23 protein-coding genes and 1 tRNA gene are annotated in these 25328 nt (G+C 68.2%); 18 read left to right on the forward strand and 6 right to left on the reverse strand.

Annotated elements, in window-relative coordinates; genetic code table 11:
* Positions 1 to 46: 46 nt before the first annotated feature.
* Genes L0C25_RS13665 through L0C25_RS13690 form a run of 6 tightly spaced genes read left to right on the forward strand, consistent with a single transcriptional unit; the run spans position 47 to position 6850 of the window.
* Positions 47 to 1078 (forward strand): phosphotransferase family protein, encoded by a 1032-nt coding sequence (locus tag L0C25_RS13665; protein WP_271632206.1) that lies wholly within the window; start codon positions 47 to 49, stop codon positions 1076 to 1078.
* Positions 1078 to 2310 carry an acyl-CoA dehydrogenase family protein gene (locus tag L0C25_RS13670; protein ID WP_271632207.1) on the forward strand — a complete coding sequence of 411 codons (1233 nt, stop codon included), beginning with the start codon at positions 1078 to 1080 and terminating at the stop codon, positions 2308 to 2310. The genes L0C25_RS13665 and L0C25_RS13670 overlap by 1 nt, the downstream gene beginning before the upstream one ends.
* Positions 2307 to 3494 (forward strand): acyl-CoA dehydrogenase family protein, encoded by a 1188-nt coding sequence (locus tag L0C25_RS13675; protein ID WP_271632208.1) that lies wholly within the window; start codon positions 2307 to 2309, stop codon positions 3492 to 3494. Before L0C25_RS13670 ends, L0C25_RS13675 begins: the two co-directional genes overlap by 4 nt.
* Complete coding sequence (locus tag L0C25_RS13680) at positions 3491 to 4654, forward strand: acyl-CoA dehydrogenase family protein (protein ID WP_271632209.1); 1164 nt, start codon at positions 3491 to 3493, stop codon at positions 4652 to 4654. Before L0C25_RS13675 ends, L0C25_RS13680 begins: the two co-directional genes overlap by 4 nt.
* Entirely contained in the window at positions 4651 to 5688 is a 1038-nt protein-coding gene (locus tag L0C25_RS13685; protein ID WP_271632210.1) for an NADP-dependent oxidoreductase, read from the forward strand. The genes L0C25_RS13680 and L0C25_RS13685 overlap by 4 nt, the downstream gene beginning before the upstream one ends.
* Positions 5689 to 5698: 10 nt before the next feature.
* Entirely contained in the window at positions 5699 to 6850 is a 1152-nt protein-coding gene (locus L0C25_RS13690) for an acyl-CoA dehydrogenase family protein (RefSeq protein WP_271632211.1), read from the forward strand.
* Positions 6851 to 6892: 42 nt separating this feature from the next.
* Here L0C25_RS13690 and L0C25_RS13695 read toward each other — a convergent pair whose 3' ends face one another.
* Positions 6893 to 8101 carry a PucR family transcriptional regulator gene (locus L0C25_RS13695; protein ID WP_271632212.1) on the reverse strand — a complete coding sequence of 403 codons (1209 nt, stop codon included), beginning with the start codon at positions 8099 to 8101 and terminating at the stop codon, positions 6893 to 6895.
* Positions 8102 to 8319: 218 nt separating this feature from the next.
* On the opposite strand from L0C25_RS13695, the gene L0C25_RS13700 reads away from it, so the two are divergent.
* The 6 genes from L0C25_RS13700 to L0C25_RS13725 are packed head-to-tail and all read left to right on the forward strand — an operon-like array spanning position 8320 to position 14671.
* Complete coding sequence (locus L0C25_RS13700) at positions 8320 to 9138, forward strand: ABC transporter ATP-binding protein (protein WP_271632213.1); 819 nt, start codon at positions 8320 to 8322, stop codon at positions 9136 to 9138.
* Positions 9117 to 9821 (forward strand): ABC transporter ATP-binding protein, encoded by a 705-nt coding sequence (locus L0C25_RS13705; protein ID WP_271632214.1) that lies wholly within the window; start codon positions 9117 to 9119, stop codon positions 9819 to 9821. The genes L0C25_RS13700 and L0C25_RS13705 overlap by 22 nt, the downstream gene beginning before the upstream one ends.
* A gap of 12 nt (positions 9822 to 9833) precedes the next feature.
* Positions 9834 to 10712 (forward strand): branched-chain amino acid ABC transporter permease, encoded by an 879-nt coding sequence (locus tag L0C25_RS13710; protein WP_271632215.1) that lies wholly within the window; start codon positions 9834 to 9836, stop codon positions 10710 to 10712.
* A 1-nt stretch (position 10713) separates the two neighbouring features.
* On the forward strand, positions 10714 to 11754 hold the full coding sequence (locus L0C25_RS13715) for a branched-chain amino acid ABC transporter permease (RefSeq protein WP_271632216.1): 1041 nt from the start codon (positions 10714 to 10716) through the stop codon (positions 11752 to 11754).
* Positions 11755 to 11804: 50 nt separating this feature from the next.
* Positions 11805 to 13133, forward strand: coding sequence for an ABC transporter substrate-binding protein (locus L0C25_RS13720; protein ID WP_271632218.1), 1329 nt, complete (start codon positions 11805 to 11807; stop codon positions 13131 to 13133).
* 26 nt (positions 13134 to 13159) lie between these two features.
* A complete protein-coding gene (locus tag L0C25_RS13725; protein WP_271632219.1) occupies positions 13160 to 14671 on the forward strand; it encodes a long-chain-fatty-acid--CoA ligase in 1512 nt (503 codons plus the stop codon).
* Between the two features lie 98 nt (positions 14672 to 14769).
* Here the strand turns inward: L0C25_RS13725 and L0C25_RS13730 are convergent, their stop codons facing one another.
* A complete protein-coding gene (locus L0C25_RS13730; protein WP_271632220.1) occupies positions 14770 to 15417 on the reverse strand; it encodes a hypothetical protein in 648 nt (215 codons plus the stop codon).
* Between the two features lie 256 nt (positions 15418 to 15673).
* Here L0C25_RS13730 and L0C25_RS13735 point away from each other — a divergent pair, with 256 nt between their 5' ends.
* A complete protein-coding gene (locus L0C25_RS13735; protein WP_271632221.1) occupies positions 15674 to 16780 on the forward strand; it encodes a serine hydrolase domain-containing protein in 1107 nt (368 codons plus the stop codon).
* A gap of 97 nt (positions 16781 to 16877) precedes the next feature.
* Here the strand turns inward: L0C25_RS13735 and L0C25_RS13740 are convergent, their stop codons facing one another.
* From L0C25_RS13740 to L0C25_RS13750, 3 genes are all read right to left on the reverse strand, one after another.
* Positions 16878 to 19856 (reverse strand): alpha/beta fold hydrolase, encoded by a 2979-nt coding sequence (locus tag L0C25_RS13740; protein ID WP_271632222.1) that lies wholly within the window; start codon positions 19854 to 19856, stop codon positions 16878 to 16880.
* An 86-nt stretch (positions 19857 to 19942) separates the two neighbouring features.
* The gene (locus tag L0C25_RS13745; protein WP_271632223.1) at positions 19943 to 20692 is read right to left on the reverse strand and encodes a hypothetical protein; all 750 of its coding nucleotides are present in this window, start codon (positions 20690 to 20692) and stop codon (positions 19943 to 19945) included.
* 94 nt (positions 20693 to 20786) lie between these two features.
* A tRNA-Lys gene (locus tag L0C25_RS13750) sits at positions 20787 to 20859 on the reverse strand.
* A gap of 224 nt (positions 20860 to 21083) precedes the next feature.
* Here L0C25_RS13750 and L0C25_RS13755 point away from each other — a divergent pair.
* The 5 genes from L0C25_RS13755 (at position 21084) to L0C25_RS13775 (ending at position 24433) form a co-directional block, all read left to right on the forward strand.
* Positions 21084 to 21608, forward strand: coding sequence for a hypothetical protein (locus L0C25_RS13755; RefSeq protein WP_271632224.1), 525 nt, complete (start codon positions 21084 to 21086; stop codon positions 21606 to 21608).
* Positions 21609 to 21746: 138 nt separating this feature from the next.
* Positions 21747 to 22400, forward strand: a complete 654-nt coding sequence (locus tag L0C25_RS13760; protein ID WP_271632225.1) for a hypothetical protein — start codon at positions 21747 to 21749, stop codon at positions 22398 to 22400.
* A 149-nt stretch (positions 22401 to 22549) separates the two neighbouring features.
* Positions 22550 to 22693, forward strand: a complete 144-nt coding sequence (locus L0C25_RS13765) for a hypothetical protein (protein WP_271632226.1) — start codon at positions 22550 to 22552, stop codon at positions 22691 to 22693.
* Positions 22694 to 22802: 109 nt separating this feature from the next.
* The gene (locus L0C25_RS13770) at positions 22803 to 23420 is read left to right on the forward strand and encodes a DUF47 domain-containing protein (protein WP_271632227.1); all 618 of its coding nucleotides are present in this window, start codon (positions 22803 to 22805) and stop codon (positions 23418 to 23420) included.
* 2 nt (positions 23421 to 23422) lie between these two features.
* On the forward strand, positions 23423 to 24433 hold the full coding sequence (locus L0C25_RS13775) for an inorganic phosphate transporter (protein ID WP_271632228.1): 1011 nt from the start codon (positions 23423 to 23425) through the stop codon (positions 24431 to 24433).
* Positions 24434 to 24533: 100 nt separating this feature from the next.
* Here L0C25_RS13775 and pstB read toward each other — a convergent pair whose 3' ends face one another.
* The gene (gene pstB, locus L0C25_RS13780) at positions 24534 to 25313 is read right to left on the reverse strand and encodes a phosphate ABC transporter ATP-binding protein PstB (protein WP_271632229.1); all 780 of its coding nucleotides are present in this window, start codon (positions 25311 to 25313) and stop codon (positions 24534 to 24536) included.
* Between the last annotated feature and the right edge of the window lie 15 nt (positions 25314 to 25328).

Raw genomic sequence — 25328 nt, forward strand, 5'->3', positions numbered from 1 at the left:
TGAGGACCCTTCACGGCGTCGAGACGATCCGCGTGCTGGTGCCCTGATGCTCGCCGCCAACCGCAACCCGCCCGGCCTCGACCTCGCGCGGCTCAGCGAGTGGTTCGCCGAATCGATCCCCGGAGGCGGGGACGCCCTCGTCGCCGAGCTGGTTCCGGGCGGCAAGTCGAACCTCACGTACGAGGTGAGCGACGGCACGTCGACGTGGATCGTACGGCGCCCGCCGCTCGGCCACGTGCTGGCGACCGCGCACGACATGGCGCGGGAGTACCGCGTGATGTCGGCGCTGTACGACACCTCGGTACCCGTGCCGCAGACGTACGCGCTCTGCCGCGACGACGATGTGCTCGGTGCGCCGTTCTACGTGATGGAGCGGGTTTTCGGCACGCCGTACCGTCGGGCTGCGGAGCTGGAGCGCCTGGGGCCCGAGCGCACCCGGGAGATCTCGGCCACGCTCGTCGAGACGCTCGCCACGTTGCATGCTGTCGACCCGGAGCAGGTCGGGCTCGCCGACTTCGGCAAGCCCGAAGGCTTCCTCAGCCGTCAGGTGCGGCGCTGGAAACAGCAGCTCGACGCGTCGTACTCCCGCAAGCTCCCGGCCGCGGACGAGTTGTACCGACGACTTGCGGCGGACGTACCGCAGGAGTCGGCGCCGGGCATCGTGCACGGCGACTTCCGGCTTGACAACGTGCTCACCGACGACCGCGACCGCCCGGCCGCCGTGATCGACTGGGAGATGGCCACCATCGGCGACCCGCTCACCGACCTGGCGCTGCTCGTTCTGTACCAGCGACTTGCCACGATGCTCGGCGGCGATGCGGTCGCCGACGCGTCTTCGGCACCCGGATTCCTCACCGAGAACGAGATTATCGATCGCTACCTTGCACGCAGTGACCGTTCGTCGGACCGCTTCGGGTTCTACCTCGGGCTCGCCTCGTTCAAGCTCTCGGCGATCCTCGAGGGCATTCACTACCGCCACCTGCGCGGTCAGACCGTTGGCCCGGGCTTCGGGCAGGTGGGCGACGCCATCCACCCGATGCTCGAGACCGGCCTCACCGCACTGAAGGAGTACCGCTGATGGACTTCGGCTTCGACCCCACGACCGAGGAGCTGCGCGCCAGCCTGCTGGACTTCATGGACGGACACGTCTACCCGGCGGAGCCGGTCTTCCGTGAACAGGTCGCGCGACTGGACGATCGATGGGCCTGGGACTCCGCGCCGGTGATCGCCGAGCTGCGCGCCGAGGCGCGTCGCCGTGGCCTGTGGAATCTGTTCCTTCCCGGTGAGCAGGGCGCCGGCCTGACCAACCTCCAGTACGCGCCGCTCGCCGAGATCACCGGACGCAGTGGTTCGCTGGCGCCGGCGGCACTGAACTGCTCGGCACCCGACACCGGCAACATGGAGGTGCTGGCGATGTTCGGCACCGACGAGCAGCGCGAGCGGTGGCTGAAACCCTTGCTGGAGGGCGAGATCCGGTCGTCGTTCGCGATGACCGAGCCCGACGTGGCCTCGTCGGACGCAACGAACATCGCGACCCGGATCGAGCGCGACGGCGACGATTACGTGATCAACGGCCGCAAGTGGTGGATCACCGGTGCGATGAATCCGAACGCACGCGTCTTCATCGTCATGGGCAAGACCGATCCGGATGCCGATCGGCATCGACAGCAGAGCATGATCCTGGTTCCGCGCGACACCCCGGGCGTCGAGATCGAGCGCGGCATGGAGGTGTTCGGCTATGACGACCACGACCATGGTGGCCACGCCGAGATGTCGTTCACCGACGTACGCGTGCCCGCGTCGTACCTGATCGGCGACGAGGGCGATGGTTTCGCGATCGCACAGGCGCGTCTCGGGCCAGGGCGGATCCATCACTGCATGCGCTCGATCGGCCTTGCCGAGCGCGCGATAGGGCTGATGTGTGCGCGCGCCGAGGAGCGTGTCGCGTTCGGCAAACCGGTCGCGGCACAAGGAGTCGTACGCGACTGGATCGCCGAGTCGCGCGTCCGGATCGAGCAGCTGCGACTGCTCGTGCTCAAGACCGCCTGGCTGATGGACACCGTCGGCAACAAGGGCGCTCACACCGAGATCCAAGCGATCAAGATCGCCACCCCGACCGCAGTGCAATGGATTCTCGACAAGGCGATCCAGGTTCACGGTGCAGCGGGACTCTCGCAGGACTTCCCGCTTGCCGAGGCGTACGCCGGAATCCGCACCCTGCGCTTCGCCGACGGTCCCGACGAGGTGCACAAGAACGCGCTTGCTCGGGCCGAGCTGCGCCGGCAGGCCGATGGGAGGGAGCGGTCATGAGTGGCAAGCCGACCGAGGACGTCCGCCGGCGCATCACGGAGTTCCTGGTCGCACACGACCCGACGACGACCGGCCGGCTCGAGTTCCTCCGCGCCCGGTACGACGCGGGGCTGGCGTGGGTGGCGTTCCCGGAAGGCCATGGCGGGCTGGATCTTCCGCAGGCGCTCCAGCTCGAGGTCGACCGGTTGTTCGACGATGCCGGCGCCCCCGACAACAATCCTCGCGCGAACGGCATCGGACTCGGCATGGCCGCGCCGACGATTCGGCGCTTCGGCACCGAGGAGCAGAAGCACCGCTTCCTGCGGCCGTTGTGGACCGGCGAGGAGGTGTGGTGCCAGCTGTTCAGTGAGCCGAACGCCGGCTCCGACCTGGCCGCCATCGCGACCCGCGCAGTACGCGACGGCGATACCTGGGTGGTCAACGGCCAGAAGGTGTGGACATCCGGCGCCCACAACGCACGCTTCGCGATCCTGGTCGCCCGGACGGACCCCGACGTCCCCAAGCATCAGGGGCTCACGTACTTCCTGTGCGACATGAGCGATGCCGGGGTCGACGTACGCCCGCTGCGACAGATCACCGGTGAGGCGGAGTTCAACGAGGTCTTCCTGACCGACGTACGGGTCCCGGACGCGAACCGGTTGGGCGCCGAGGGTGAGGGTTGGAAGGTCGCGAACGCCACCTTGAACAACGAACGCGTGGCGATCGGCGGTCGGGCGGGTCCGCGTGAGGGCGGCATGGTCGGCGTCGTCGCACACACCTGGCGTGCGCGTCCCGAGCGCCGGACTCCCGAGCTGCACGACCGGCTCGTGCGGCTATGGGTCGAGGCCGAGGTCGCCCGGCTCACCGGACAGCGGCTCCGCCAGAAGCTGGCGCTCGGTCAACCCGGCCCCGAAGGCGCGGCGATGAAGCTCACCTTCGCCCGGCTCAACCAACAGCTGTCCGGCCTCGAGGTCGAGCTGCTCGGCGAGGACGGCCTGCGGTACTCCGACTGGACGCAGGTCAGACCCGAACACACCGATATGACAGGGCGCGACGCGGGCTACCGGTACCTGCGCGCGAAGGGCAACTCGATCGAGGGCGGCACCTCGGAGATCCTCCGCAACGTCGTGGCCGAGCGCGTACTCGGGCTGCCACCCGAACGCCGTGTCGACAAGGACGTGCCGTGGAAGGAGATCCAGAAATGAGCGCCGAGGAGAGAGCGACGGACGAGCGCGACCAGACATCACCGAGTGAGCTCGACCTGCTCTACAGCGACGTCGAGGACGACCTGCGCTCCACGGTGCGCGGCCTCCTCGCGGAGCGCTGTGACCCCAGCGCGGTGATCGCGACTTACGACGGCGATCGCTCGATCGTCGACGGGCTCTGGAAGTCGCTCGCGGCAGATCTCGGGTTGGCGGGCCTCCTCGTTCCCGAGGACAGAGGCGGGGCCGGCGCCTCGGCACGTGAGGCCGCCGTCGTACTGGAGGAGCTGGGGCGGGCGGCGGCGCCGGTGCCATATCTCACCAGTGCGGTCGTCGCGACGGTCGCCGTGCTCGGAGCCGACGACGAGTTGGAGGTTCCGCGGAACCTCTTACTCCCCTCGCTCGCCGCCGGCGAGCGTACTGCCGCACTCGTCGTACCGCTGTCGACGCCGCCGGACGGTTCGTTCGCGACGGTCGCGGCCGACTCCGACCGGCTCTCCGGCACGGTCACCAGCGTGGCCGGCGCGCTCGAGGCCGAGGTCCTGCTGGTGCCCGTCGCGACCACCGACGGGTTCTCCGTGTACGCCGTGTCCGCCGCCGACGCCACTGTCACGCCCGTCGCGTCGCTCGACATGACTCGCCAGCTCGCCGACGTCACGTTCGCCGGCGCCGCCGGCGCGGTGGTCGTCGCCGATGGCGAGTCGGGCGTACGTCGGGCGCTCGAGGTAGGCGCGGCGTTGCTCGCGTCCGAGCAGGTTGGCGTTGCGCGCTGGTGCCTGGACGCAACGGTGGAGTACCTCCAGGAGCGCCGGCAGTTCGGCCGCGCCGTCGGCGGCTTCCAGGCGCTCAAGCACCGTCTTGCCGATCTGTACACCGGTGTGGAGTCGGCCGTCGCCGCGGCGCGGTACGCGGCCGCGACGATCGCGGACGACGATCCCGACGTACCCGTTGCGACCGCGGTGGCGCAGGCGTACTGCAGCGACCTCGCCGTCACCGCGGCCGAGGAAGCGGTCCAGCTGCACGGCGGAATCGCCATGACCTGGGAGCATCCGGCACACCTGTATCTGAAGCGTGCAAAGGCCGATCAGCTCGCGTTCGGCACCGCCGGCACACATCGGGCCCGGCTCGCCGGCCTGGTAGACCTACCGAAGGAGAGCACATGAGTACGAAGAGCACCCAGATCCGGCTGGCCGCGCGGCCGGTCGGAGAGCCGCAGGACTCGGACTTCGAGTTCGTCACGACCGAGCTCCCCGCACTCGGCGACGGGCAGGTGCTGCTGCGCACCGTCTATCTCTCCCTGGATCCCTACATGCGAGGCCGGATGAGCGCGGCCAAGTCGTACGCGAAGCCGGTCGAGGTCGGCGACGTGATGGTGGGCGCCACCGTGTGCGAGGTGGTCGAGTCGCGTTCGCCGAAGCGCGGCGTCGGCGACCTCGTACTCGCGTACACCGGCTGGCAGACGTATGCAGTCGCGGAGGCACACCACACGCGCCGCCTGGACCCTGGTGCGGCTCCGATCTCGACCGCACTCGGCGTGCTCGGCATGCCGGGATTCACCGCGTACGCGGGGCTGCTGGAGATCGGCCGTCCGCAGCCGGGAGAGACCGTTGTGGTCGCGGCGGCCAGCGGACCGGTCGGATCTGCGGTCGGTCAGATCGCGAAGGTCAAGGGTGCCCGCGCGGTCGGTATCGCCGGTGGTGCCGAGAAGTGCCGCGCGCTGCTCGAGGAGTTCGGCTTCGATGCGGCGGTCGACCATCGCTCGGCGACGTTCCGCGACGACCTGGAGGCCGCGACGCCCGACGGGGTCGATGTCTACTTCGAGAACGTCGGTGGTCCGGTGAGCGCGGCCGTCGTACGTAGGCTCAACAAGTTCGCGAGAGTGCCCGTGTGTGGGTTGGTTGCCAACTACAACGCGACCGAAGCGCCGCCCGGGCCCGATCGCCTGCCGGGCTTCCTCGGCGCGATCCTCACCCTGAGCCTGACCGTTCGTGGCTTCATCCAGGACGAGTTCGTGCCGACGCGTCATGACGACTTCCTGCGCGAGATGGCCGGATGGCTGCGCGACGGCTCGGTGCGCTACCGCGAAGACATCGTCGAGGGCCTCGAGCAGACCCCCGACGCGTTCCGTGGGCTGTTGGTGGGGCGCAACTTCGGCAAGTTGCTCGTACGCGTCGGCGAAGACCTGACGCGCGAGTGAGGAGCGTCGAATGGACCTGTCGCTGACCGAGGAACAGCAGAGCTTCCGCAGGCTGGCCAGGGAGTTCCTCGACAAGGAGGTCGTGCCACACCGCGCGGCCTGGGATCGTGCGGAGTCGGTCGACACAGCGGTGATCCCCAAGCTGGGTGACCTCGGCTTCTTCGCGCTCACCCTCCCCGAGGAGTACGGCGGCGACGACGGCGACGCGCTCACGTACTGTGTCGCGATGGAGGAGCTCGGACGCGCAGACTCCGCCGTACGTGGGATCGTATCGGTCTCGAACGGCCTTGTGGGCAAGGTGATCGCCACTCGTGGCACCGACGAGCAGAAGGCGCGGTGGCTGCCGGGGATCGCATCGGGCCGCCGGCTCGGCTGCTTCGGACTCACTGAGCCCGACAACGGCTCGGACCCCGCGAACCTGCGTACGCGCGCGGTGCGTGCGGGCGACGAGTACGTGCTCAGCGGCACGAAGGTCTTCATCACCAACGGGACCTGGGCGGACGTGTGTCTCCTGTTCGCGCGTACGGATGACTCCGGAGCAAAAGGCATCTCGGCGTTCCTGGTGCCGACCGACAGCGCCGGCTTCGTCTCCCGTGAGATCAAGGGCAAGCTCGGCCTGCGGGGTCAGGCGACCGCCGAGCTGTCGCTCGATGGCGTACGTGTGCCCGTGAGTGCCCGGATCGGCAATGAGGGTGAGGGCTTCGCGATCGCGATGGCCTCCCTCGACAAGGGGCGGGTGAGCGTCGCGGCCGGGTGTGTCGGCATCCTGCAAGGCTGTCTCGACGCGGCAGTCGAGTACGCGAGGGAGCGCAGACAGTTCGGTCGCGCGATCGCGTCGTACCAGCTCGTCCAGGACCTGATCGCCGACATCTCGGTCGACACGGACGCCGCCCGACTGTTGACGTGGCGCGCTGCCACCCGCATCGATGCCGGCGAGCCGTTCGGAACGGCCGCCTCGAAGGCGAAGTACTTCGCGTCCGAGGCCGCCGTACGCGCGGCGAACAGCGCCATCCAGATCTTCGGCGGGTACGGCTACATCGACGAGTACCCGGTGCAGAAGTACATGCGCGATGCGCGCGTCATGACGCTCTACGAAGGCACGTCGCAGATCCAGAAACTGCTCATCGGCCGCGCCGAAACGGGCGTCAGCGCGTTCAGCTGACCATACGTGGGCCCATGGTAATCCGCAGGGCAAGGTCGGCGCCTACTCGTCTGCGGCCATCAACGCCAGGCTGAACAGCAGCCGCTCGCGGGGATCGGCGAGGTCGCGGCCGGTGAGCTCGGCGATCTGGCGCATCCGGTAGATCACCGTGTTGCGGTGGCAGTAGAGCTCCTCGGCGGCGTGCGTCGGCGATCCGTTGTGGGCAACGAGCGCGGCCAACGTCGCCAGCAGTACGTCCGCCTGCTGGCCCTGCTGACCACGCAGTGGGCCGATGGTGCGCTCGACGAGCAGGTTGGTCACATCCGGGGCGGAGGTCAGCAGCACCTCGGGCAGGCGATCGGTCACCGCGGCGACCGCCGGGCCGGTACGCGGGAGGGTCTCGACGGTCCCTGCCGCGAGCTGGTACGCGGTGCAGAACCCACCCAGCCCGTCGGGCGCCTCGGCAACGCCGGCGCGGCCGGTGGTGATCTGGTCGAGCAGAGCGACCAGGTCGGCGACGTTCGACTCACCCAGCTGCACCAGGCCGAAGTACAGGTCGCCGCGGACGTGCCAGTACGACATCAGGCCGGCCCGCTCGAGATGGTCCTCGGGCGCGCGCAGCGGAGCATCGAGCGATCCGTCGTAGTGCGCGACGACGCAGGCGACGGGTGCGTCTGTCGCGACGCCCAGCACCTCGCGTACCTCGGCGGCGAACTCCGGATCGCTTCCGCGGCCCTCGACGAGGGCGTCGAGCAGCCGCTGCTGACGCTGCAGGTCGCGGCGCTGCAGTCGCGCGGACTCGCGCCGGTACGAGTCGATCAGGGTCGCGTTCTGTACGTCGAGCGCCGACCAGGCGCGTTGGCCCGCCGTGAGCAGCACCTCGTCGTCGATGCCGATCGTCGGGTCGTGTCGCTGAGCGAGCAACGCCTCCCAGAGCACCCGGGTGCCGAGGGTGTACGCATTGAGCACGAGCTCCATCGGCACGCCCTGCTGGGCGCGGCGCCTACCGGTCTCCCGCCACACGTGGACGGCTCGCTCGTCCTCGTCGGCAATGCCGGCCATGGTGCGGATGCCGCGACGTACGTGCTCTCGGGTGCTCTGGCGGACATCGGCCTGTAGCTCGGGGACGTACTCGTACCACTGCTCGTCGCGTTCCATCAGGGTCAGGGTGATGTCGTCGGCGATCGCGTCGCAGCGATCGAGCAGCGACGCCCACGCGCGTCGTACCTGCGCCTGCAGGTCCTCGGCGTCGACGGCCGGCGTCCCACCCATGGCCGCAGCATTCACCATTTGCACAGCCCAGCCAAGGCCTCGGGCGAGATCAGGGCGATCTGCACCAGCAATTCTGTGCACTCCGCCCATGTCGCCGGCTGTGCGCAGTGACCAAAGTGTGCTGCGTCACGCCGCCAACGCTCGACCGCCGACGACGCCGGTCGTTTGCCGCGTCGCGTCACGGGGCGCCAGAGTCCGGCCGCCGCCCGAGGAGGGCCATGAGCGAGCATGAGAACACCGTCCCGCTGTTCTCGATGAGCGATGTGTCCGTGACCTTCGGGGGCATCCAGGCGTTGTCCGATGTCGCGTTGGACGTCGGTTCGCGGCAGGTGCTCGGCCTGATCGGGCCGAACGGTGCCGGCAAGACGACGCTGTTCAACGTCGCGTGCGGGTTCGTACGCCCGGACAGCGGGTCGCTGTATCTGCGGGGCAAGCGGGTCGAACGGCTGCGGCCGCACCAGCTCGCCGACCACCGGATCTCACGCACGCTGCAGGGACTCGGGCTCTTCGACCGGATGACGGTGCTCGAGAACGTCATGGTCGGTGCCGACCGCCATGCACAAACGGGCTTCCTGTCCGCACTGGCCGGAGTCGGTCATCGCGATGATGCGCGGCTCGTATCCCGATCGCGGGCGCTGCTCGAGGAGCTCGGCATCGAGGCGTACGCCGACCGGCTGCCGACCAGCCTGCCGTACCCGATCCGCAAGCGCGTCGCACTGGCCCGCGCGTTGGTCGCCGAGCCCGAGCTGTTGCTGCTGGATGAGCCGGCGAGCGGTCTGTCCCAGGAGGAGATGGCCGACCTCGGGACCCTCATCCGCGGACTCACCGACCGGATGTCGGTGATGCTCGTCGAGCACCACATGGACCTGGTGATGTCGGTCTGCGACGACGTCTGCGTACTCGACTTCGGCCGGGTCATCGCGCGCGGAGCACCGGACGACGTACGTCGCGACCCCGCCGTGCTGGCCGCGTACCTCGGCGACGAGGTCGAGCACCGAGCGACGGAGGTGGGCCGATGTTCGAGGTACGCGATCTGACGGCCGCGTACGGTCCCGTGACCGCACTCGACGGTGTCTCGTTCACGGCGCCGAAGGCGAAGGTGACCGCGGTGCTCGGTGCGAACGGCGCCGGCAAGACGACCTTGCTGCGCACTGTCTCCGGGCTCGTACGACCACAGCGTGGGCAGGTCGTGCTCGACGGCGACGACATCACCCGCGCGCCGGTCGAGACGATGTCATCGCGCGGCCTCGCACACGTACCCGAGGGGCGCGGCGTCATCGCCGAGCTGACGGTCGAGGAGAACCTCCGCCTCGGCGCGCTCGGTGGAGCAGACCGTACGCGGCGGGGCGACACCGAGCGGGTCTACGAGCTGTTCCCGGTGATCGGCGACCGGCGCAACGCGACGGCGCACGTGCTTTCCGGTGGGGAGCGGCAGATGCTGGTCATCGGGCGGGCCCTGATGGCCGCGCCGAAGGTGCTGCTCCTCGACGAGCCGTCGCTCGGCCTCGCACCGCGGATCGTCGCCCAGATCCTCGACCTGCTTCGCTCGCTCGTCGAGAGCGAGGGTCTGACCGTCGTGCTCGTCGAGCAGAACGCCCGAAGCGCCCTGTCCATCGCCGACCTCGGCGTCGTACTCAACCTCGGCACGGTGGTGGCCAACGACGACGCGGCCACCCTCGCCGACGACGTGCAGCTGCGTCACGCGTACCTCGGATTCTGAGCAGGAGACCGTATGCAGCAGTTCGTCAACACCGCACTCGGTGGTATCACTCTGGGCGCCGTGTACGCCGCCTTCGCCCTGGCGCTGAACCTGATCTGGCGATCGACGCGCATCGTCAACTTCGCGCAGGCGCCGATGGCCATGATCACCACGTACGTCGCGCTGGTGCTCATCGACGAGGGGTACTCGTACTGGGTGGGGTTCGCGGTCGCCCTGCTGTCCGGGCTGGTGCTCGGTGCGGTGGTCGAGCGAGTGGTTATCCGTCCGGTCGAGGGCAAGCCGGACATCAACGCGATCATCCTGACGCTGGGACTGTTCGTGGTGCTGCACTCGGCGGCAGCGATCGTCTTCGGCTCGCGCTTCCAGTCGTTCCCGGCGCCGTTCGGGCTGCGGGGCATCGAGGTCGGCGGTACGTCGATCGCGCTGACACCGTTCGGGGTGTTTACCGTGGTCGCGGTGGCGACCGTGATGGTCCTGCTGGTGTTGCTCTTCAGGTATACCGACCTCGGGCTCAAGATGCGGGCGTCGGCGTTCGGCCCGGAGGTCGCCCGCCTCCTCGGTGTCCGAGTCGGCAGGATGCTCACGCTCGGGTGGGCGCTCGCCGCGCTCGTCGGGTCGTTGTCCGGTCTGCTCATCGCGGGCGGGAGCCTCGTGCACCCCGCGTACATGGACTCCGTCGTCGTATACGGGTTCGTCGCCGCAGTGCTCGGTGGTCTGGACAGCCCGGTGGGCTCGGTGGTCGGCGGAGTGCTACTGGGCCTGTCGTTGAGCTTCGTCAGCGGGTACGTCGGCTCGGAGCTCGTGCCGCTGTCCGCGCTCGCGATCCTGATGGTCGTGCTGCTCCTACGACCGGGCGGGCTGTTCTCGCACGTCGCCGAGCGGAGGGTCTGAAATGATCCGCCGGTTCACCCGCGTGCCGCTCGTCCGGCACCTGCTGCTCGCCCTCGTCGGACTGGCCGCCGTCGTCGTGGTGCTCGAGTCGACCAGTCCGTTTCGCAATGCACAGCTGGCGAATGTCGCGTACCTCGGCATCGCGGCCGGAGGGCTGACCGTGCTGACCGGGCTGAACGGTCAACTCTCGTTGGGACATGGCGCGTTCATGGCCATCGGGGCGTACACCACCGCGCTGCTGCTGCAGGACGCCGACCCGGCTCTGCCGCTCGTCGGCGTCCTCGCCGTCGCGACCGTCGTCGCTCTCGTGTGCGGGGTCGTCGTCGGAGTGCCCGCGGCGCGTCTGCACGGCCCGTACATTGCCGGTGCCACCTTGGCGTTGGCGATCGCGATTCCCAGCACCGCGTTGTTCTTCGACGATCTGGGCGGTGAGCAGGGACTCAACGTGCTCGTGCCCGACCTGCCGACATGGATTCTCGACGCGGCGTACTTCGTCACCGGCAACGAGATGGACCGCACCCGCTCCATCGCCTACATCGGGTGGGTCTGCCTGATCGTGACGTACGTACTGCTCGCAAACCTGCAACGCAGCCGCGTCGGGCGTACGTGGCGGGCGGTACGCGACGACGATGTCGCCGCCGAGATCGCCGGGATCCACCTGGGGCGCGCACGGGTGCTCGCCTTCGTCGTGAGCGCAGGGTGTGCCGGCCTTGCCGGCTCGGTGATGGCGATGGCCGTCCGGATCACCGCCCCGAGCGGGTTCACTCTCAACCTGTCGTTGCTGCTGCTCAGCGCGGTCGTGCTCGGCGGTCTCGGCAGCCTCGCCGGCGCGCTCATCGGCTCTGCACTGCTGACCTTCCTGCCGCAGGTCGTCACGGACGTGGGCGTCGACGCCGGACTCACCGACGTACAGGCCGCACAGCTGTCACCGCTCGTCTATGGCCTCGTCACGATGGCCGTCATCCTGCTCGCGCCCGCAGGTCTCGTCGGTAGCCTGCGCGGGCTGTTGCAGCGACGGCGCCTCGCCAGTGCGGGGAACTGACCTCACCGACCCCATCGCGGCGTACGCCGCCGCAACCAACAGGAGGCACCATGAGATCGACAACAGTGCGGGTCGCCGGCGCGCTGACCGCCGCGGCGCTGCTGGCCGCATGCGGCGCCGGCGAGAGCCGCGATGATGACGACAGCGGGGGTGGGTCCGCCGTCGGGATCACCGATGACTCGATCAAGATCGGCGCGCACTTCCCGCTCACGGGAGTCGCGGCTCCGGGCTACAGCGAGATCCCCTCAGGTCACCAGGCGTACTACGACTACGTGAACGCGAACGGTGGCGTGAACGGGCGCAAGATCGAGTTCGTCGTCAAGGACGACGCGTACGACCCCACGAAGACCAGCAGTGTGACGAACGAGCTCGTGCTCGAGGACGAGATCTTCGGAATGGTGTCGGGGCTCGGCACACCGACCCACAGCGCGGTCGTCGACTTCCTCAACTCCGAGGAGGTGCCCGACCTGTTCGTCTCCAGTGGCTCGCTGATGTGGGGCGACGACCCCGAGGCGAGGCCGTGGACGTTCGGCTGGCAGCCCGACTACGAGATCGAGGGCAAGATCATCGGTCAGTGGGTCAAGGAGAACATGCCCGATGCCAAGGTGGGCTTGTTCCTGCAGGACGACGACTTCGGCGAGGACGGCGAGGCCGGCGTACGTCAGTACATCGACGACCAGATCGTCGACGTGCAGAGGTACACGCCGGGCAACACCGACGTCGGCCCGCAGATCGCCGCGCTCCAGGCCTCGAAGGTGGATCTGGTGCTCGGCTTCAACGTGCCCTCGTACACGGCGCTCAGCCAGCTCGTGGCGATGAAGCTGAACTTCACGCCGAAGTGGTTCTACAGCAATGTCGGCTCGGACCCTGCGCTCGTCGGATCGTTGCTCGCCAGGTTCTCGGAGGGCTCGGTCAAGGACGATGCGAGCCTGCTCGATGGCGTACTCAGCACCGAGTACATTCCCGGCGTCGATGCCCCCGACGATCCGTGGATGAAGCTCTGGCAACAGGTCTGGGACGAGTACGGCGAGGGCGGCAAGCTGACGAACTATCGCGTCTACGGGATGTCGGAGGCTTACACGTTCGTGCAGGCCCTGCAGGCCGCGGGCGATGACCCGACCCGCGAGAGCGTCGTCGAGGCGCTCGAGCAGGTCGGTGGCGACTTCGAGGGGCCAGGCATGGCGCCGTTCCGGTACTCCGAGGACAGCCACCTCGGGATCTCCGGCATGTCGGTCGTCGAGCTCAAGGGTGGGAAGGCGGACCCGCTCACGCCGGTCCTGGTCACCGACATCGGAGACGCCGAGATCACCGAGGACGACTCGGCCGCCGGCGACGTGCCGCCGGACAACGGCATCCCTGACGAAGAGCCCGCTTCCTGACCGTTTCGTCGAGGGAGGAAGGAACGATGACGACACTCTCGCTCGCGTCCGTGCTGGCCGAACCGGCACGGCGTACGCCCGACCGAACGGCCCTCGTGGAGGGTGGGCTCCGGCTCGACTACGCGACCCTGTGGGAGGACGCGCGTCGGTGCGCGGCCGCGCTTGCCGAGCGCGGCGTGCAGGCTGGAAGCCGGGTGGCGCTGCTCGCCCCGAACGTCGCCGACTTCGTACGCGCGTACTACGGGATCATCGCGGCCGGCGGAGTTGTCGTTCCCGTTCCGACGTTGCTGAACTCGGACGAGGCGGCATACATCCTGGGCCACGCGGGTGCGGGCATCGTGCTGCACGACGCGTCATTCGCCTCCGTCGCCACAGCGGCGGCGGAGGCGGTCGGCATCGAAGCCGTTGCCGTCGAGGGTCTCGGCGCTGGTCGTGACCCCGTTGCTGCGCCAACGGCTCGTGATGCCGACGACACTGCGGTGATCTTCTACACCAGCGGTACGACCGGGCGGCCGAAAGGCGCGCGGCTGACGCACCTGAACCTCGTACTCAATGCGACCACGAACGCGTTCGACGCGAACTCGTTCACGCGAGACGACGTGGTGATGGGGTGCCTCCCGCTGTTCCATACGTTCGGGCAGTCGGTCGCGATGAACTCGACGTTCCGTGCGGGCGCAACGCTCGTCCTGCAGGCGCGCTTCGACGCGGCGGCCGCGCTCGAGCTGATGGTGCGCGAGCGGGCGTCCCTGTTCTTCGGTGTACCGACGATGTACGTCCAGCTGCTGCAGGCGGCCGGTGGTGCGGATCGCCTTCCGGAGCTGCGGGATTGCGTTTCAGGTGGGGCGTCGTTGCCGGTCGCCGTCCTCGAGGAGTTCGAGAAGACCTTCGGTACAACGGTCTTCGAGGGGTATGGCCTTTCGGAGACGTCGCCGACGGCGACGGTCAACCAACGATGCTTCGGTACTCGCGCGGGCACCGTCGGTCACCCCCTGTGGGGCATCGACGTCGAGGTGGCTGACGAGGCGAGCGAGGATCGGATCGTGTTGTTGGCGACGGGCGAGCTCGGCGAGGTCGTGGTGCGCGGACACAACGTCTTCGCCGGATACCTCGATGACCCCGCGGCCACTGCGCAGGCGATGGTCGACGGCTGGTTCCGTACCGGAGACATCGGCCGCAAGGACGCCGACGGGTTCATCTCGATCGTCGACCGGAAGAAGGACCTCATCATCCGGGGTGGGTTCAACGTTTATCCGCGTGAGGTCGAAGAGGTTCTCGTCAGGCATCCCGCGGTCGGACAGGTCGCCGTCATCGGGCTCCCGGACCCGGAGAAGGGAGAGGAGGTGTGTGCCGTCGTCGTACCCGCCGATGAATCGAGCGTCGATCCCGACGAGGTGCGTACGTGGGCGCGCGAGCGTCTCGGCCGACACAAGTACCCGCGGACCGTCGAGGTGGTCGAGGAGCTTCCCCTGGGGCCGAGCCACAAGGTGCTTAAGCGCGAGCTGCGTCGTACGCTCACCGCCGCACTCCGCAACGGTTGACGGCGAGGTTGCGCACCCGTTCGGGGTCACGCCCTCCGGTCGTGACCCCGAACAACTGCGGGTCAGGTCACCGGCCGATCAGGCCGGTAACGGGGTTGCTACTTGTGGTTGGTGCGCAGGACACCACACGCGACGGGATCAGTCGCTTCGGTCGGGAGCTTCGGATCGAGATCGCTCTTGCCCGCCTTGAAGTCGTACTTGCGGTTGTGGTTGTAGTCGATCCCGTGGACCACCAGGACGCTGTTGCCGTTCCGGACGCCGCGGGCGACCGCCTTGCTGGTGCGCAGTGTGCGGCTGTAGTGGATCTTGCCGCGCGGCGCGGTCGGGAACCGCTTGACGGCCAATGCGCTCTTCGGCCCGGTCGCGCCACTCTTGGTCAGCGAGACCCGTACGTTGCCGTACGCGCCGGTGCCTTCGGTCGTGTTGAGCCGGTGGTCGGCGTTCTTGTCGTCACGCACCGTCGGGCACGTGTGCCGCGCCTTCTTGGCGAAGTGAAGATGCATCGCATGCGGCATCTTACGCAGCAGCCCGTGAGCATTGACGCTGACGGTCAGCCTTCGGTTGTGGACCTTGACCCTGGCCGTGCCTCGTACGCCCGAGTTGTTGATCGGCGCGAGATGGGTACGAGTCTTCTTCGCGCCAACCGCACCGGGCGCGCCCGACGAACCGTCGCCGTCGGTTGCCGACGCGGAGCCGGTGCTCGCGAGCAAGCCGCCCACGAGCACCCCCGACGCAAGCACAGACACGACTCCTACTGAAGCCTTTGCTCTGGTGAGCCTCATGTACATGACCTCCACTCAGACTGCTGTGTCGGATGAGCCGGATTGCCCACCCGATCGGTGGTTCGAAGCCGGTTCGCGTGCGGATTGGTGATCGCCGCAACCGATCCCGCGAGCTTCCGGTCGGGCTCGGCTCCGGGACCGACCAGGGCATCCCCGGATGTCGTCGGCGGCCGTACTCCAGCAGGCTCGACCTCGACGGACAACGCACAAGGGGGCAGTGATGAGGCGAGCGCACAGCGCGCTGGTGACCGCAGCGACGGCGCTGGCGGTGATGTCGGCGCCCGCCGCCGCGGGCGCGGGGGAGTCGGGCGACGATGGGATGCAGCGACGACTGGACGCTCTCGTGGACAACGGCGCGATCGGCGTGCTGGCGGAGGTACGCGACGAGCATGGCGTGTGGCGAGGCACCAGTGGCGCCGCCGAGTTGGGTACGACGCGAAAGGTGCCGGCTCGTGGCCGGTTCCGGGCTGGTAGCGAAACGAAGACGTTCGTCGCCACCGTCGTGTTGCAGCTGGTCGGCGAAGGGCGGCTGCGGTTGAACGACACGATCGAGGAGTGGCTCCCGGGTGCCGTTCCCGATGGCGACCGCATCACCATGCGCCAGCTGCTCAACCACACCAGCGGTCTGTACGACTACCAAGACACCCTGCCGATGCCTCCGACGCCGGAGTTCTTCGCCAATCGGTGGCGGACCTGGACGCCCGACGAGCTGGTTGAGCGCGCCGTGGCCGAGCCGCCGACATCCGAGCCGGGTTCGGCGTACGCGTACTCGAACACGGGGTATGTGCTTCTCGGTCAGGTCATCGAGAACGTGACCGGCCGGTCGTACGCCGAGGAGATCGAACGTCGGATCATCCGGCCCCTGCGTTTGCACCAGACGTCGCTGCCAGGGGTGTCACCACTCATCCGCGGGCCGCATCCGCACGGTTACCTACCGACCCGACTGCAGGGTAGGACGTACCTCGTCGACTACACGGAGATGAACCCGTCGGTCTTCGACGCGGGAGGCGAGATCGTCTCCTCGGCCAAGGACATGAACCGGTTCTTCGCCGCCCTGCTCGGTGGTCGACTTCTGCCGGATCGCCTGCTCGACGAGATGACGACGCCGGGCATCGCCGGCGAGACGTACGGGCTCGGACTGGCCTGGCGGGACACGTCGTGCGGCATCCGGGCGTACGGCAACGATGGCGACGCCCTGGCGTACCAGTCGTGGACGTTCGCCACGCAGGACCGGCGCCGCGAGGTCACCATCGCCCTGACACCCGGTATCAACAGGGATCTCGACGACGTCGTCGACGCGGCCGTTGACGAGGCCATCTGTGGCTGACGCCGGTTGGGCGCTAGGACTCATCCCCGCGACGTTGGTCAGGAGGACGTGTGGTCAGCGGCCTGGTACTCCGCGAGCAGCACGATCCACGCCGGGCCTAGGCAGACTGGATCCTGGCGTCGATTATCTCGGCGAGCGCGCCCGGGGCATGTTCGGGGATCCAGTGGCTGACGCCGGTCATGATCTCCAGCCGGTACGGCCCCGTCACGTGGTCGGCCGTGAGCTCCGCGCCGCGCCGGGCGAGCGCGGTGTCGCCGTCGCTCCAGACGTGCGTGGTCGGCACCGAGACCTTGACGTTCATCCGGCCCGGCGAGGTGAAGGGCATCGCGCGGTACCAGTTCAGCCCGCCGGTCAGTGCGCCGCCGGCGACGATCTCGGATCGGAACCGCTCGATCTGCCCGTCGGTCATGCCCGACTTGCGCAGCATCGTCGTCAACGGTCCGACGAGTGTCTCCGGTAGGCGCGGTAGCTGGAACAGCAGCATGTAGTACGAACGGAGCGCCTGGCTGCTGCGCAGCATCGAGGTCACGAACGCCTGCGGGTGCGGGACCGAGACCGTGGTGAGAGTGCTGACGAGCTCGGGATTACCGGCCGCCAGCGACCAGGCGACGGCGGCGCCCCAGTCGTGGCCGACCACGTGCACCGGGCCGGCGTCGAGGGTCGTGATCAGCGCACGGGTGTCGGCGACCAGGGCTCCGGTCCGGTACGCGCGCCGACCGGTCGGGCGGGCTCCCGGAGAGTAGCCGCGCTGGTCCGGAGCGATGGCTCGATAGCCACGTGCGTTGAGGTCGGCCGCCACCGCTTCCCACGACGTCGACGTCTGTGGAAAGCCGTGGAGCAGTACGACGATCGCGCCGTCCAGCGGCCCGTTGTCGCGTACGTCGAACCGCAGGCCGTCGTGCTCGTACTCCGTCATACGCTCATCGCTCGGCATCTGACAATCCTTCAGCGCCTTCCGCGACTCGTCAAGGTGCCCGACGCGGGGCGACGGTGTCGGATGCCGTCGGCTGCGCCGACTCCGACGCGCCGGATCCGGGGAGGGCTGCTGAAGCGTGCCGTAGCGCTCGCTGCGTTGCCACCGCAAACGGATGCCAGCGACCGCGGTCCACACACTCTGGATCACGACGAGGTACATCAGCTGGCGGTACGCGAACTGTTGCAGTGCAAGAGTCCAGAGCGGGCGCATGCGTTCCCCATCGAGCCGGAAGGCGTACATGCTGATCCCGGTTTGCAAGGCGAGGAAGCCAAGCCACAGTCCGGCGACGCGCACCGGGTCGAGGAAGATGAGGCCGTACAGGGCGAACACGTCGACCGCCGGGGCGAGCAACGGCAGCAGAACCTGGAACAGCAATAGGTAGCTCAGCCCGCGTCGGCCGAACCTCCCGCCCGCGCCACGCTGGAACATCGCGGAGCGGTGCTTCCACATCGCCTGCATCGTGCCGTAGCTCCAGCGATACCGCTGCCGCCACAGTGCGCCGAGCGTCGCGGGCGCCTCGGTCCACGCTACGGCGTCGGGTTCGTACACCACGCGCCAGCCGGCGCGACAGAACGCCATGGTGAGATCGGTGTCCTCGGCCAGCGTCGCATCGCTGACGCCTCCGACCTCGATCAGCGCGGCCCGCCGGAACGCCCCGACCGCGCCAGGGACTGTCGGCATGCACTCGGCAAGGTCGTACATCCGCCGGTCCAGGTTGAAACCGACGACGTACTCGATGTGCTGCCAGCGCCCGAGGAGTCCGGACCGGTTGGCGACCTTCGCGTTGCCGGAGACCGCGCCGACGCGCGGGTCGGAGAATGGCCGGATGAGCTCACGTACGGTGTCCGGCTGGAAGACCGTGTCGCCGTCGACCATGACAACGAGATCGAACGTGGCCGCAGCGATCCCGGTGTTCAGTGCCGCGGGCTTACCCGCGTTGACCTGTCGGATCAGTCGTACGGCGGGGAGGCCCAGACTCTCAACGATGGCCGCGGTGTCATCGGTGGAACCGTCGTCGACGACGATCACCTCGACGGGTAGGTCCGAGGCCACGAGGGAGCGCACCGCAGCCTCGATGCCGGCGGCCTCGTTGTACGCCGGCACCACGATGCTGACCGGCCCCACGATGCCGTCACCCCAACGTCGGTCGCTTCGACGATGATGCCGACGCGCTACCCAGACGAGCACGAGTCCGCGAAGAGCGGCAAGAACGCCGGCCACGATCATGAACCAGGAGAGTACGGTCAGCACGATGTCGCTGCCGTGTACTGCGGCGATGACCGCAATCCCCTTCCAGCGGTCAGCAGTGGTGGCCGGACGGTTGGCGCCCGTCAGGCCGGTCGTCTCGCTGACGTCACCGACGTGGTAGCCGTCTTTGGCCAACTGCGGCAGGAGCTTGTCGAGCGCGTCGACGGTCTGGCTGCGGTCGCCACCCCCGTCGTGCATGAGCAGGACGTTGCCTGCGCGGCTGTCCGGCGTCGAGTTCGTGATGATGTCCGAGACGCCCGGTGTGCGCCAGTCCTCGCTGTCCAGCGTGGACAGAACGGTGAGGTAGCCCTCGTCGGCCGCGTGCCGCATCGCTCCCCACGCGGCGTCGTCGACAGCCTCATTGGTGCTCGAGTACGGCGGCCGGAGCAGCGTGCTGGTGTTGTCGGCAGCGCCGGCAACGGTCAGTTGAGTTTCATCCAGCTCGACAGACTGACGCCATGGCCCGATGGCGCCGAGATCGGCGTGTACGAAGGTGTGCACCCCGATCTCGTGTCCCTCGTCGACGATCCGGCTGATGAGGCCCGGGTGCTCGGCCGCCTGCGTGCCCGTGACGAAGAAGGTCGCGTGCACGCCATGCTTCTCGAGCACATCCAAGATGCGTGGCGTCCAGGTCGGATCGGGGCCGTCGTCGAAGGTCAACGCGACGGTCGATCGGCGTGGGCGCAGCGTTCGCGGCTGCGTGTCGGCGGCATCGATGATCGGACCGCCGTTGGTGATCTCGTTGGGGACGGACTCGGCGTCGCCCGCAGGCCTTGGCTCGGCCTCCACCTCGCCGAACATCTGCCGGGTGTATCCCTGGACGACAAGAGCGCAGGCAAGCGTGAGCAGCACCAACGCCAGTAAGAACCAGTGGGTGCGCGCCGGAACCGAGCGCGCACCTCGGTGCTTTCGGGCACGACGCAGCGTGCTGCGCCGTGTCACCTTGTCGCGGCCGCAGGGGCGTCGGGGCCGGGTTTGTGCTCCGTGGCGTGGTCGGACTGTGCGTGGTCCTGGCCCGCCTCAGACGCGTTGCTCGTTGACGGGTGAGGCTGCTGTACCGAAGCATTGGAGTCGGCCTGGGTTGGCAGCGGCGGGCGGTTGGAGTTTCCCTGGGCCTGGGTCGCGGCTTGATCGGGCAGCGACGAGTTGTCGCCGGTGTTCGAGGAGTTGGACGGGTCCGGCTTGTTGTCGGACGACTCCGATTGGTCGTCGTGCGCATCGACGCTGTTGTCGCCTTGCGAGCTCGTGTTGTCGATCTCCTGCGTGTCCCCGCTGTTCGACTCCTGCGACCCCGCGCTGTCGGGCTCGACCAGGTCCGGCCGCGAACTCTGCGACCTATCGGAATCCGTGCCGCCCGTGCGTGACGTGACCGCGGCGTTTGTCTCGTCCGTCCCTGCCGGCGACTGCGACGCGCCCGCGGATCGGGCGCTCGAGCCCAGGCCAGGGATCGGCAGGATCGCCGAATTCAGCGACGATCCGCCCATCAGGCTGATCGCCACGGCGACGAGGTACGCTGCCGCAGGAGTCACGAGAGCGATGCCCCAGCGGCGGGCCCGATGAGCCCGTCGACCGGTAGCATCCACGAAAACCGGCCGGGTGACAACTGGGCGCGGACGCTCGGCGACGGTAGGCGAGTCGCCCGTGTCGGCGGTCGTAGCCGCAGTGGGGTTGGTGTCTGTGAAAGTCACGACCGGCGATTCTACAGGGCTCCCGGGCATACGACCCAGTGATTCCCGACACTCGGTCGAGGCGTTGAAACACGGTTCGACGCCAGTGAATCGGTGGGCCCCGTGGGACTCGAACCCACAACCCGCGGATTAAAAGTCCGCTGCTCTGCCAATTGAGCTAGAGGCCCGCGACCGGCTCGGCACTCGGTCTGCGCGTTGACGGCGCCAAGTGGCCGGAGTCGGTTTCGTACGTCCGCGACGGTGTCGACGGCCGCGAGGGCAGCCTATCGGGACGTCTTCGGGCGGCAGGAGTTCCCCTGCCGGTCTACCGAGCTCCTGATGCATTCTGCGACGTGACGGGGTTCCCGCGTCGTACAGTCTGGCCACCGCCTCGTCGACGAAAGGGAAGCCCATGGCTGTAGGAGCACGTCGAGCCCTTGCGGGATTGTTACTCCTCGGGCTCGCCGCACCGATCGGCCCCGCGTACGCCGACCGTGGTGGTGACGAGATCGAGGGCCAGGCGACGAGTGGCTCAGCCGCCGGCAAGATCCGGTCCGGCAAGTACACCGGCCACATCATCGAGGACGGCAAACCCTCGAAGAAGGAGTGGCTGCGGTTCCGGGTCACGAAGAAGCGCAAGTACGTCACCGGCTACGCCTCCCGGGTCTGGGTCATCTGCTACTCGTACCCGTCGACCTACACGCACCTCCCGGTGAAGTTCCGCGCACCCGCGGCGAAGATCAAGCGCGGCAAGGTCGACCGGCGGTGGAAGAGGAAGTTCACCGTCGACGGTGAGCGATACACCTTCAAGGGCCGCCTGAAGCTGAACCTCAGGAAGCGCACCGTTCGCGGCCAGATCTCCGTCGACTTCGCCTCGTGCGCGACGAAGCTCGGCGACCCGCCGTACTTCATACCGCTCCGAGCCCGGCACAAGTAGGCGTTTCTCGGTCGTGCCGAGAAGCGGCGCGACGTCGCCGGGGTATGTCCCCTCCGACGTCACGGGATCCGCGAGGCAACCATCCGGGCCTGCTCGCCGTTAGTAAGGGTGGATCTGTTCTCGAGCCCAGGGGGTCGCATGACGGTGCGCCGTGCGGCGTGTGCGGTTGTGATCACCGCGCTGCTGGGTGGATGTGTCGTCGGGTCGGCCGCCGCGAACTCGGGCGAGGACCAGGCCGGCAAGCCCAGCTGGAAGCACAAGGGCGGTCGTGGCGACAGTTCGGCGAAGGCCGACCGGATCGCGCTCGACGCGCTCGGTGATGCCGATCGCGGCGTCGACATCCAGTCGCTTGCCGTATTCAACCCCACCGACCTCGACTTCGTCGGCCTTTCGATCGCCGGGCGTGACTTCCGAACGTCGCAGACTCGCTCGGTCGACGCATACCTCGACACCAACCGGCGCTGGAGCGGTCCGGAGTACCGGATCGTCGCGTTCAACAAGGTGCCGACCAAGCACATCGCCGAAGTCCGGCTGTACCGGGTCGGCGACTGGGACACCGACGACCCGAAGCGCGTTACCTGCAAGCGGCTTCGGGTCCAGTTCGACGTCCCGGAGCGGAGCCAGATCAGGATCGCCGTGCCGCGTTCCTGTCTCGGCGGCGTACGCGGTCCGCTGCGGGCGAATGCGACCGTGTGGCGCCAGCAGCCGGCCGCCTGGAAGACCCGTCCCGCGCCCGGCGACGGCGCCGACGTCGTCCCCGAAGAGCATGAGCTGACCGAGGCGGCTCGCTGACGATCGAGTTCGCCACCGGCCGACCACGATGCGTCCGCAGGTGTGGCGTACGCCACGCCGAACGGCCCCCGGGCTCGAAATCGAGACCCGGCACCTTACGCGCGCGTAAGGTAGGGCCGTTGACGAGGCAGCGAGAGGTGTCCGTGCACATGTCAGAGCCGCTCGACGTACGCCTGCGCGATGAACAGGCACTCGACGAGATCGAATTGACCAGCGATCTCATCATCGCCGCGTCCGAGCACCCTGGACCCCTTACGCAGCAACAGGTCGACGACATCCTGGGTATCCCCTGAGCGGGTCCGCCGGCACCGTCGTACCGGCCGGGGCCGACCGTTTTGACGCGCGAGTAGCACCACCGCTTAGCATGGTCGCGGTCACTGCCCACCTCGACGGGAGAATCTCGTGCGGCTAAGACTCCGCCCCACGGAAGACACGTTCTACGATCTGTTCACCGAATCAGCCACGCATCTGGTGAACGGCGCCCGTCTGCTCGCTGCCATGTTGGACGTCGACAGCGACCGGCCCGCCATCGCCGAGCAGATGCGCGAGGCCGAGCACCAGGCGGACGAGACGACCCACGCGATCGTCCGGCGGGTGAACAGCACGTTCGTGACGCCGTTCGACCGCGAGGACATCTACCGGCTCGCGGGCATCCTCGACGACGTCATGGACTTCATGGAGGAGGCGGTCGACCTCATCGGGCTGTACGAGATCGGGGAGCTGCCGGCGGAGTTCGCGACCCAGGTCGAAGTACTCCAGCGGGCCGCGGAGCTGACCGCCGAGGCGATGCCTCGGCTGCGGACGATGAAAGACCTCGAGGAATACTGGATCGAGATCAACAGACTCGAGAACCAAGGCGATCGAAGTTACCGGCGCATCCTCGCGAAGCTGTTCAGCGGCAAGTACAAGGCCCTCGAGGTGCTCAAGCTCAAGGACGTCGTCGACGCCCTCGAACACGCGACCGATGCCCTCGAGACCGTCGCGAACACCATCGAGCAGATCGCCGTCAAGGAGAGCTGAGCGTGGACGTCAGCCTTGCGCTGGTGATCGCGGTCGTCGTCGTCGCTCTCGTATTCGACTACACCAACGGCTTCCACGACGCCGCGAATGCAATCGCGACGTCGGTGTCGACGCGTGCGCTCACCCCGCGGATCGCACTTGCGATGGCCGCGATCATGAACTTCATCGGCGCCTTCCTCGGTACGGAGGTCGCCGACACGATCGGGAGCATCATCGCCGGCGGCGTCGAGGGCGAGGGGGCACATGGCCTGACCGTCGTACTCGGGGCACTCGCCGGCGCGATCGTGTGGAACCTCATCACCTGGTACTTCGGCCTGCCGTCGTCCTCCTCGCACGCGCTCATCGGCGGTCTGGTCGGCGCCGGGGTCGCATCGTCGAGCGCGGTCAAATGGGACGCGCTCATCGACAAGGTCCTGATCCCGATGGTGGTGTCGCCGCTGATCGGGTTCGGCGGCGCGTTCATGCTGATGATCGCGATCCTGTGGACCTTCCGGCACTCGAGCCCGTGGCGGGTCGGGCGCGGCTTCCGGTTCGCGCAGACCATCTCGGCCGCGGGCATGGCGCTCGGGCACGGTCTGCAGGACGCCCAGAAGACCATGGGCGTCATCTTCCTCGCGTTGCTCGCGAGCGGTCACTACAGCAAGGACGACGGCATCCCGCTGTGGGTCAAGATCTCGGCGGCGACGGCGATCTCGCTCGGTACGTACTCCGGTGGGTGGCGCATCATGCGTACGCTCGGCCGACGGATCATCGACCTCGACCCCGCCCGCGGCTTCGCGTCCGAGACGGTCGCCTCGATCGTGTTGTACGTGATGGCGATGGGCCTCGGTGCACCTGTTTCGACCACGCACACGATCACGTCCTCGGTGATGGGAGCGGGCGCGACCAAGCGGTTCAGCGCCGTCCGGTGGGGCGTCGCGCGCAGCATCATCGTGGCCTGGATCGTTACGATCCCTGCAGCGGCACTCGTCGCGGCCATCGTCTACTGGATCTGCGCGCTCTTCCTGCCGTAGCCGCGTCCCAACCTCCACCGTGGGCGGGACGTTTGGGTGCGACACGCCGGGCGTGTTCTGTCCGAACGTCCGGCTCACGGGGCCGAGGTCGGGCGACGGGTCAGCCGAAGCGACCCTGGATGTACGCCTCGGTGGCCTTCTCCTCCGGGTTGGAGAAGATCGTCGCGGTGGTGCCGTACTCGATCAGCCGGCCGGGCTTGCCGACCGATGCGAGGTTGAAGAACGCCGTGTCGTCGCTCACCCGCGCGGCCTGCTGCATGTTGTGGGTGACGATCACGATCGTGTAGCTCTCCTTGAGCTCGTGTACGAGATCCTCGATCGCGCTCGTCGAGATCGGGTCGAGCGCCGAGCACGGCTCGTCCATCAACAGCACCTGCGGCTCGACCGCAACGGCGCGGGCGATGCACAGCCGCTGCTGCTGACCGCCGGACAGGCTCGAGCCGGGACGGTTCAGCCGGTCCTTGACCTCGTTCCACAGGTTCGCGCTCTTCAGCGACCGTTCGACGACGGCATCCGCGTCGCTCTTCTTGATCCGCTTGGCGTTCAGCTTGAACCCCGCGAGGACGTTGTCGTAGATCGACATCGTCGGGAACGGGTTCGGCCGCTGGAACACCATGCCGATCTGGCGGCGTACGACGACCGGGTCGACGTCCGGGCCGTACAGGTCCTGTCCGTCGATCACGACCTTGCCGTCGACGCGCGCGCCGGGAATCACCTCGTGCATGCGGTTCAGCGAGCGAAGGAAGGTCGACTTGCCGCACCCCGATGGTCCGATGAACGCGGTAACGGAGCGCGCCGGGATGCTGATGGTGACGCCCTCGACGGCGAGGAAGTCACCGTAGTAGATGTCCAGATCGGAGACGTCGATGCTCTTGGCCACGGTCAGTCCTTGGTG

This window comes from Solicola gregarius (assembly GCF_025790165.1).
In the GTDB taxonomy this organism is placed as follows: domain Bacteria; phylum Actinomycetota; class Actinomycetes; order Propionibacteriales; family Nocardioidaceae; genus Solicola; species Solicola gregarius.